Here is a 1392-nt window from a genome sequence, read left to right on the forward strand (position 1 = left end):
TTCTGTATCTGGTCGGCAGCACCTCCCAATGATTGTATATTAGTTTTGCTTCCTCCTTTGAGATAGAGAAAATCATGCTTTAACGATTCATCGTTTAACCACTCATCTACCTTTTCAATAACGTTTTCAACTGCTTTATTGTTGGTACTGCTAATAACTATTAGATTATTGATATCCTCGCCTTTCTCAATCAATGTGAGTGCGCGTTGAACTACCTGTTGAGCTATAAGATGAAGGATGAGGGTAGTTTTTCCAGAACCAGGTGGTCCTTGCACAGCCGTTATGGGTTCAGTTTGGGCGTGTTTTAGTGCTATCAGTTGCGAGTTAGTCGGTGGATGGGTTGGGAAAGCACCCATGTAAGTCACTTCATGTTCTGGAAGCTGAGGTACACCGAATAGATATTCATAAGCTGGATGTCCTTTTGACCAATTTTTTGAGCCTGACTTGATTTCTTTCAGGTCTTGCTTGAGATTGCCAGAAAATGTGCCTCCCTTAAACTTAAACAAGTATGCCTGCCGTTTAATCTGCTGCTTACAAGAGAGACGAGGTATTATAACCTGCTGGATCCACTCCTCATAAGTTCCAAATTCTAGCTCAAAGGTTGTTTCCAGAAATGGTCGTAAGCCATCTTGGGTAATCAATTGCTCACGCTGTTCATCATCCAGTCCAAGGAAAGTGGCTAAGTTGTCTCCTGCTTCCATGAGTTTCAGGTCATTTAGATTCCACCCTTGTTCTTGATGCTCTCCTTTAAGGATGGGTGTAATATCCAAGCTAAACAAAGGACAAAGATAAGATTTTCCCTTTTCTACATCGAAAACTTGCGGAAAGGACAATGCCCACACTGCTTCCTGTTGACCTTTTTGCCCTTCAGTAACTATAACTTTTTTTCTTCGTAGCTCTAAAAAAGTAGCTTGCTCTATTAATACATGGTCGCCTACTATGCTGACACCGTCCTGTTTTATTGCATCACTCTTGGCTTCAATCTTGGCGTTACTGTAATCATCTAGAGCTATGTAATCGAACCATGCGTTGAGAATTGCGTCTACCTTGCTAGCTGCGTTCAAAACTATCTCCTGGTTGTTGTACTGGCTTTAGCTTCTTTATATACAACAGTTGTCAGGGATAATCCGGAAATTTTGCGCTAAATTATATTTTTTTTATTTGCACAGATTATGTGCTGTATAGCAGAAATCACACCTAATCATCTTTCATGGTTACGCTTTTCGATTTCGGCGAAACCTTCTTCAACTAGCAGGACGTACCACACGAATCAACTTACAAAGCAAAGGTTCTTCTGTAGCAATCGCTTCGTTAATCCGAGTTGCCATTCGACTCCTATCAGTATCGTTTGTGCAAACAATAATACCTGCATGGTTAGGGTTAGCTTTGTGC

1 protein-coding gene is annotated in these 1392 nt (G+C 41.0%); it reads right to left on the reverse strand.

Annotated features, from left to right (window positions below):
* A partial coding sequence (locus AC5590_RS31890; RefSeq protein WP_248277446.1) for an AAA domain-containing protein occupies positions 1-1064 on the reverse strand: 1064 nt, incomplete at its 3' end.
* Positions 1065-1392: the final 328 nt, after the last annotated feature.

The organism is Brasilonema octagenarum UFV-OR1, assembly GCF_963888615.1.
Taxonomy (GTDB): Bacteria; Cyanobacteriota; Cyanobacteriia; order Cyanobacteriales; family Nostocaceae; genus Brasilonema; species Brasilonema sennae.